Here is a 7,712-nt window from a genome sequence, read left to right on the forward strand (position 1 = left end):
GGAATCGTCCAGATGGCGATTTCAATACCCGTCGAATGCACCCAGCCCGGACGGTATTCGGCGTTTTTGTTCGAAGCGCGGTAACGCCACGCGAACAGCAGCGTGAGTGCGATCACCGGAACGACCACGATCAGCATGGCCAAGGTCGACGTGGTAATCAAATCACGTTCGGCCAGACCCACACTCCCCTTCGGATTCAGAACATCGAAGTTGCTGCAACCCGAGAGCAGCAACACGAGGCCGGTGGAAAGGAAACTTAACGACCCGCGCAGAGTCTTTCCTTTCATATGCATTGCCTCTTCTTTACGTCTTCAACGAACGTCATTGGACCGCTCTCCATTAATAAGCGCTCGCATAATAAGGGGGCGCAAAGTGGATATAAACACTCATTTTCGCAACGATCTATTGCGTCGCAGCATCGTGTGACATGTTGCCGCATCGCTGTGCGCACGCGAGATCCGCCATGCTGTTCCGCAAGTACCGGCTGAGCCGCCGAAGCACGAAAGTCCCTTTAAACAAGCGTTAAAACGCAGCGTCATGTGAATGATTGCGCCGCGCCATGGGCTCGAAAAGAGACATGCGCCGATGCGGAAAAGAACCGGCCGGCGAAGGCAGCATCCTCGCGACGAATGCTGCATCCGCTCAACGCTTCGCTGCGATCAGCCCGGCGTGCGTGCCGCGACGGTGGCAGGAACCGCCGCCTGCAGATGCTCGCCACCGTCAGCCGGCACGGCGTCCGAAGGATGCGCGCTGCGCTCCGACTGGGCCAGCAACGTGCCGACCGAAGGGTCGATCGCATCGGTGAACGGCTTCGGATTGATACCGATAGCCAGCACCAGCAAAGCCATCGCGCCGAGCAGGACGAACTCGCGCTTGCCGAGGTCCTGCAGCTTCGCGACGCGTGCATTGGCAATCGCGCCGAAAATCACGCGCTTGTACATCCACAGCGTGTAGGCCGCGCTGAGCACCAACGTGGAAGCCGCGATGGCACCGATCCAGAAATTGAAACGAATCGCGCCCATCAACACCATGAACTCGCCGACGAAACCCGAGGTGCCCGGCAGGCCGATATTGGCCATCGAGAACAGCATCACGAAGGCAGCGAAACGCGGCATGGTGTTGGCGACGCCGCCGTACTCGGCGATCGAAGCGGTCTTCGTGCGGTCGTAAAGCATGCCCGTGCACAGCAGCATGGCGCCGGAAACCACACCGTACGACAGCATCTGTACGATCGCGCCCGCCTGGCCGATACGGTTGAAGACGAACAGCCCGAGCGTCACGAGACCCATGTGCGCGATCGTCGAATACGCGAGCAAGCGGCGCATGTCGGTCTGCACCAGTGCCAGCAGGCTCGAATAGATCACCGCGATGAGCGAAAGCGTGATCATCATCGGCGCGAAGAAATGGCTGGCTTGCGGTGCGATCGGCAGCGCGAAACGCAGCAGGCCGTAGCCACCCAGCTTGAGCATACCGATCATCACGGCGGCGCCGGTGGGGCCGTCCAGGTGGACGTCGGGCAGCCACGTGTGCAGCGGCCACATCGGTACCTTCACGCCGAACGCTGCCAGGAAGCCGAGGAAGATCAAGATCTGCGGCCAGGTGCCGAGGTGCGTTTCACGCCACAGCGCGAGGTCGAAGCTGTGCGTCTGACTGTACAGATACAGCATCGACATCAGCATCAGCAGCGAACCGAGGAACGAGACGAAGAAGAACTTCACCGCGGCATACGAGCGGTTCGAATGGCCCCATGTACCGATCAGCAGGTACAGCGGGATCAACGTCGCTTCGAACGAGATGAAGAACAACATGCCGTCCATCGACGTGAACACGCCCTGCATGAAACCCGAGAGCATCAGGAAGGCGCCGAAGTACTGCGCAGTGCGCTCCGTGATCGACTCCCACGAGGCAACCACGATGATGATCGTGGTCAGTGCCGTCAACGCGACGAGCCACAGCGAAATCCCATCCACCCCCACGTGCCACGCAATATCGAAGGTGGGCGACCAGCGCACGTTCTCGACGAACTGCATCGACGTCACGTCGTTGCGGAAATTCGACACCAGCGGAATCACCGGCAGGAAACCCGCGACCGCGCCGATCAGCGCGAGCCATCGCGTGCGACTACGTGCCGCGTCAGATCCGGCACGCAAAACCACCAGGCCGGCGACAATAGGAATCCAGATGAGTAGGCTAAGAAGCGGAGGCAATGACATGTGTTCTGTTGAAAACTTGAGATACAAAACGCCGCATCAACACCTTCGAAAATGAAAGCGTTGAAATGGATATGTAGGCTGGATTTCGCTGAAATCGACGTCGAAGCAGTGCTGCCTGCCTCGCGTTTACCCGCGGTCGAATGAACAAGGGTGGGAGATTACCAAGATAAGAATACTTTTGCAGCGCAACAACGCTAGAACGCTTGAAAGCAACGCCTTGCTGCCGCAGCGGCCCTTGCGAAACATCCAAAAGTGTGCAAATGCACAAAGCCTTCGAGGCAGGGTATACACCATGCTTTTTGCACGTAGAAGAAAGCAGTTGGACGCGGCTTAACTACTCTTGCAAAAACGCTCGTACGCGACGCCCAGGAATGGAATGAATCATGCTGGTGCATAAGGTGCCATCAAGGCCGATTTCGGGCGTCCGTCAAAAATTTCGCTTGTCTGCGAAGAGAAAATTTTTTTGGCCCGGCACCCTAAAGAAATAGGCGCACGCGTCTGAATCGAACGCGCTTGAGTGCCTGGCGGTCCGCTTTCAGATGGGTTTCAAACGATGCCGGCATGCGCCTGCGAGCCTTACAGAAGCCGAATATACTTTGGCGGTTCACAGGCTCGACGCTCATACGCGGCGCGCCCATTTTCCGCACAGCTGGACACCGCCCTCACCGGCCTGACTTATCGGATATCGCATGGTGCTTCGTGATGAAGGCGTCATTCCCGCGCTCGAGTGCCGCGGGCTCAGCAAGACCTACGGCGTCGGCCGCATCGTGCTGGCGCACCTCGATTTCACGCTCGCGCCGGGTGAATTCGTCGCGATCATGGGTGACTCCGGCGTCGGCAAATCGACGCTGCTCAATCTCGTTGCAGGGCTCGACAGCGCGGATAGCGGCGATGTGATCATCGACGGCAGCGCGGTCTCGCGTCTGGATGACAACGCGGCAACGCGTTTGCGACGGCAAAAACTGGGCTTCGTGTTTCAGGCGTTTCACGTCCTGCCCCATCTGACACTTGCGCAGAATGTCGCGTTGCCGCTGCTGCTCAACGAGCTGCCCACCGCCGGCGCGCTCGACATGCTCGCGGCCGTCGGCTTGAGCGGCCGTGGCGATGATTTTCCGCGGCAGTTGTCGGGCGGCGAGTTGCAACGGGTCGCCATTGCGCGGGCGCTTGTGCATCGACCGAAACTGATTCTCGCCGACGAACCCACCGGCAATCTCGATCCCGATACCGCACACGACGTGCTCGGCCTGTTCCGCACGCAAAGCAAGGCAACCGGTGCGGCCACGATCATGGTCACGCACTCGGAAGCCGCCGCGGCCGTGGCGGATCGAATCCTGATTCTGAGCGACGGCGGCCTGCACGCATCGTCCGGACGCAACGCCTTTTCGGACTCGCACGCCGACGCTCGAACCACGGCGCGTTCAGCCGATGATGCACGCTGAGCTACGCCCGTTGCAGCGAACGCGAGGTCATCGCATGCTCGCGCGTTGGCTGCTGGATGCGGAGTGGCGCAGTCATCGCGGACGCGCACTGGTTGCAATTGCAACGATCGCGCTCGGCGTCGCGCTGGGCTACGCGGTTCAATTGATCAATAGCGCGGCTTTCAATGAATTCTCGGCGGCGGCGCGTAGCCTGTCGGGTCAGGCCGATCTGCAGGTGCGCGCCGCACAGCCCTTATTCGACGAGTCCATCTATCCGCGTTTGTCGACTGAGCCCGGTGTCGCGCTGACGAGTCCCGTACTCGCTCTCGATGTGACCGTGCCGGATCAGAACGCGGCGCTGCCGGTGCTCGGCATCGACGTCTTCAAGGCGAGCCGCCTTGCGCCCGATCTGATCGGCGTGCCGGCACCGGAACGGCCGTTCGATACGCTCGCGGCTGATACGGTGTTTCTCTCCGTGGCGGCGCAACAATGGTTGAAAGTGAAGATCGGCGACGACGTGGCGCTGCAAAGCGGTACCTCCGTCGTGCACTTCCGTGTGGCCGGTGGCTTGGTGAGGACGCGGCCGGGTCAGCGTCTCGCGGTGATGGATATTGCCGCCGCCCAGTGGAAGTTCGGTAAGGTGGGCAAGCTGTCACGCATCGACGTGCAACTCGAACGCGGCATCGACCGCGAACGCTTCAAGCGGAACCTGCAAGCGCGGCTCGGCAGCCAGTGGGTGATCGCCGAGACACGCGATGCCGAAAACCGCACCGATCGTCTGTCGCGCGCGTATCGGATCAATATGAATGTGCTCGCGCTGGTGGCACTTTTCACCGGCGCCTTTCTCGTGTTTTCAACGCAGGCGCTGGGCGTTGTGCGGCGCCGCGCACAGTTCGCGATGCTGCGCGTGCTTGGACTGACGCGTGGCCAGTTGTTAGGTCAGATCCTGATGGAAGGCGCGCTACTCGGCCTGCTCGGTTCGCTGTCCGGACTCGTGCTTGGCTATGCCATGGCGAGCGGTGCATTGCGCTTTTTCGGCAGCGACCTGGGCGGTGGCTACTTTCCTGGCGTGCAACCGCACGTCGGTTTCGAACCGCTGGCGACTGCCCTGTTTCTGACGCTCGGTATTGCCGTGTCGGTACTAGGCAGTCTGGCCCCCGCGCTGGAAGCGGCCCGTGCGCGGCCCGCAGCGGCGCTCAAAGCCGGCGCGGAAGAAGGCGCGTTGGCGCGGCTCGCCACGCCTTGGCCCGCTTTGGCATGTGTGCTGGCTGCCGCCGTTTTGACGCGGGTGCCGCCGTTGTTCGATGCGCCCATCGGCGGCTACCTGGCCGTTGCGCTGCTGCTGGTCGGCGGGATTGCTCTGATGCCGCGCGTGACCGCTTTGATCTTTGGTGCCGCGAGCCGCGCGTTCGGTGCGCGGCGGCGCGCCGGCGCGGCGAGCACGTTGGCGTTGGCGCGCCTCGCGAATGCGCCGGGCCATGCATCGATTGCGATGGGCGGCGTGTTGTCGAGCTTTGCGCTGATCGTCGCGATGGCGATCATGGTGGCAAGTTTCCGCGTTTCCGTCGAAGACTGGTTGGGTCATCTGCTCTCGGCCGATCTGTACGTGCGCGCGGCGCCGAACGGCGATACCGGCGGCCTGCGCCCCGATGAACAGACGCTGCTGGCGGCTGTGCCCGGCATCAGGACGGCTGCGTTTGCCCGCACCTCACATCTCACGCTCGATCCCGCGCGGCCGGACGTTGCCGTGCTCGCGCGCGAAATCAATGCCGCCGATCCCGGCGCGAGTCTACAGATGACTGGAGCTGTGTTGCCTCCTTCTGTGCTTCATGGTGAGGAAATGCCTGTTTGGGTATCCGAAGCAATGATCGATCTGTATGGGTATCGGCTTGGTCAGCGCGTGCGGTTGCCACTCGGCGAACATGGTCATGTGTTCGTCGTGGCCGGCGTATGGCGTGATTACGTGCGTCAGACCGGCGCGATCCAGATACGGCTTGCGGATTATCGGCGTTTGACCGGCGACACGAGCGCGACGGATGTGGCAGTCACCGTTCAACCCGGGACGAGTGTCGAACGCGTGATTACCGGGCTGCGTGCGCTGCCCTTCGGCGCGTCGCTGGATCTGTCGCAACCGGGAGAGATCCGCGCGCATACGCTGGTTATCTTCGACCGGAGTTTTGCCGTTACCTATCTACTCGAAGGAGTCGCGATCGTAATCGGACTGTTCGGCGTCGCGGCGACGTTTTCCGCACAAACGCTCGCGCGGGCCCGTGAGTTCGGCATGCTGCGACATGTGGGCGTGACCCGCTCGCAGGTTCTCGCGATTCTCGCATTCGAAGGCGGAATGCTCACCGCTTGTGGCATTGCGATGGGCTTCGTTCTCGGGTTCGCAATCAGTCTGATCCTCGTGTTCGTCGTCAATCCGCAGTCGTTTCATTGGAGCATGTCGCTGCATGTTCCATGGACGGTGCTCGGCACAGTGGCGTTGGTGATGCTGGCGTCGTCGTGTTCGACGGCGGTGATGGCGGGACGCGGCGCGGTGTCGGTGGATGCGGTGCGCGCGGTGAAGGAGGATTGGTGATGAGGGGATTGCCGCGTGAGGTGGTGTGGGAGTCGATGTATGACGCGGCGTACGGATCGACGTATCAAGCGACGTATCAAGCGACGTATCAAGCGACTTGTAAAGCGACGTATCGAGCGACTTATCGAGTGGCGGTGCGTTCTTATCGAGCCGGTCGGGTCTGTCTGACGCACAGCGTTCCAGGCGAGCCATCAGCTACGCTGCCTCGCCTGGCAAGTGCGCGGCGACTGAGCGCCGCGATGCATGCGGCGTTGCTTAGCCTGGGTTTGATGGCTAGCGCATCTGCAGTCGCCGCGACACCCGAGTTCGCAGCGGTCACGCCGGGCCATTCGATCGTGCTGCCTCAAGACACTGGCGCACACCCGGCTTTTCGCACTGAATGGTGGTACGCAACGGGCTGGCTCACGACGCCGGACAATCAACCGCTTGGTTTCCAGATCACCTTCTTTCGCTCGGCAACTGGACATGACGCGGCCGATCCGAGTGCGTTCGCGCCGTCGCAATTGATCATTGCCCATGCCGCGTTGAGCGATCCCGCTGTCGGCCATCTTGCGCACGATCAGCGTATTGCGCGCCAGGGCTTTGGGCTGACGTATGCGAAGCCGGACAATACCGACGTCAAACTCGACGCATGGAAAATCGCCCGTGCTGCCGACGGCCACTACGACGTCACGGTCGATGCGAACGGATTCGCACTGCATCTCGCGTTGACGCCAACGCAAGCGCCACTGTTGCAGGGTGAGCACGGCTACTCGCGAAAAGGTTCGCGACCCGAACAGGCCAGCTATTACTACAGCGAGCCGCAATTGCGCGTGACCGGCAGCGTAGTTCGACCGGTTATGGCAGGCGGAAAATCGGGCGGCCAAACCGTTGTTACCGGTGCGGCGTGGCTCGATCATGAATGGTCGAGCACGCTGCTCGCTACCGACGCGGTCGGATGGGATTGGCTTGGCGCCAACTTGACAGACGGTTCGGCCTTGATGGCTTTCAAGGTTCGCAGTCGCGATGGACACGCGCTATGGGCACATGCGGCGCTGAGAAATCGCGACGGCCAGGTGACAACGTTCGCCCCCGCTCAGGTCGACTTCACTCCGGTGCGCACATGGCGCTCGCCACGCACGAACACGCCGTATCCCGTTTCGATGACGGTCAAAACCGGTGCGCTTACGTGGCAGCTCGATCCACTGATGGACGACCAGGAACTCGATTCCCGTCAATCGACCGGCGCAGTGTATTGGGAAGGCGCCGTGCGGGTGAGCCGCGAAGGTGTGGACGTCGGACGTGCGTATCTGGAGCTGACGGGTTATGCGAATGCGCTCCGGATAGGGGAGGAGTGATGCGGAAGAGCAGGCGTGCATCGGGCAGGATCGCGCCCGGCGCTGCTTTGCCCGTTTTTTGCGTTTGCCCGTTTTTTTCGGGGCGGTAAACGCAGAAACCCCACCTTCTGGGGGTGGGGTTTCTGTTGCTGCTGGGGAGCCTGACGATTACCTACTTTCACAC

Annotated in this window: 4 protein-coding genes and 1 pseudogene; 3 read left to right on the top strand and 2 right to left on the bottom strand. The window is 61.6% G+C overall.

What is annotated here, in order from left to right:
• Together QOC89_RS22460 and QOC89_RS22465 are read right to left on the bottom strand one after the other, a co-directional pair.
• Positions 1–287: pseudogene (locus QOC89_RS22460) on the bottom strand (cytochrome ubiquinol oxidase subunit II); the annotation flags it as partial.
• Positions 288–659: 372 nt separating this feature from the next.
• The gene (locus tag QOC89_RS22465; protein WP_416340441.1) at positions 660–2,213 is read right to left on the bottom strand and encodes an NADH-quinone oxidoreductase subunit M; all 1,554 of its coding nucleotides are present in this window, start codon (positions 2,211–2,213) and stop codon (positions 660–662) included.
• 689 nt (positions 2,214–2,902) lie between these two features.
• Here QOC89_RS22465 and QOC89_RS22470 point away from each other — a divergent pair.
• The 3 genes from QOC89_RS22470 to QOC89_RS22480 all read left to right on the top strand — a co-directional run bounded on the left by QOC89_RS22470 (position 2,903) and on the right by QOC89_RS22480 (position 7,549).
• Positions 2,903–3,652: an ABC transporter ATP-binding protein gene (locus tag QOC89_RS22470; RefSeq protein WP_323047027.1), complete on the top strand. Its 750-nt coding sequence runs from the start codon at positions 2,903–2,905 to the stop codon at positions 3,650–3,652.
• The gene (locus QOC89_RS22475; protein ID WP_323047030.1) at positions 3,642–6,212 is read left to right on the top strand and encodes an FtsX-like permease family protein; all 2,571 of its coding nucleotides are present in this window, start codon (positions 3,642–3,644) and stop codon (positions 6,210–6,212) included. Before QOC89_RS22470 ends, QOC89_RS22475 begins: the two co-directional genes overlap by 11 nt.
• Before the next feature lie 269 nt (positions 6,213–6,481).
• Entirely contained in the window at positions 6,482–7,549 is a 1,068-nt protein-coding gene (locus QOC89_RS22480) for a carotenoid 1,2-hydratase (RefSeq protein ID WP_323047028.1), read from the top strand.
• Positions 7,550–7,712: the final 163 nt, after the last annotated feature.

It is taken from the genome of Paraburkholderia sp. (genome assembly GCF_034668105.1).
Lineage (GTDB): Bacteria > Pseudomonadota > Gammaproteobacteria > Burkholderiales > Burkholderiaceae > Paraburkholderia.

Excerpts from the sequence above, each read along its gene's own strand:
- QOC89_RS22470 (WP_323047027.1), top strand. The coding sequence starts at position 2,903 with ATGGTGCTTCGTGATGAAGGCGTCATTCCCGCGCTCGAGTGCCGCGGG.
- QOC89_RS22480 (WP_323047028.1), top strand. The coding sequence starts at position 6,482 with ATGGCTAGCGCATCTGCAGTCGCCGCGACACCCGAGTTCGCAGCGGTC.
- QOC89_RS22475 (WP_323047030.1), top strand. The coding sequence starts at position 3,642 with ATGCACGCTGAGCTACGCCCGTTGCAGCGAACGCGAGGTCATCGCATG.
- QOC89_RS22465 (WP_416340441.1), bottom strand. The coding sequence starts at position 2,213 with ATGTCATTGCCTCCGCTTCTTAGCCTACTCATCTGGATTCCTATTGTC.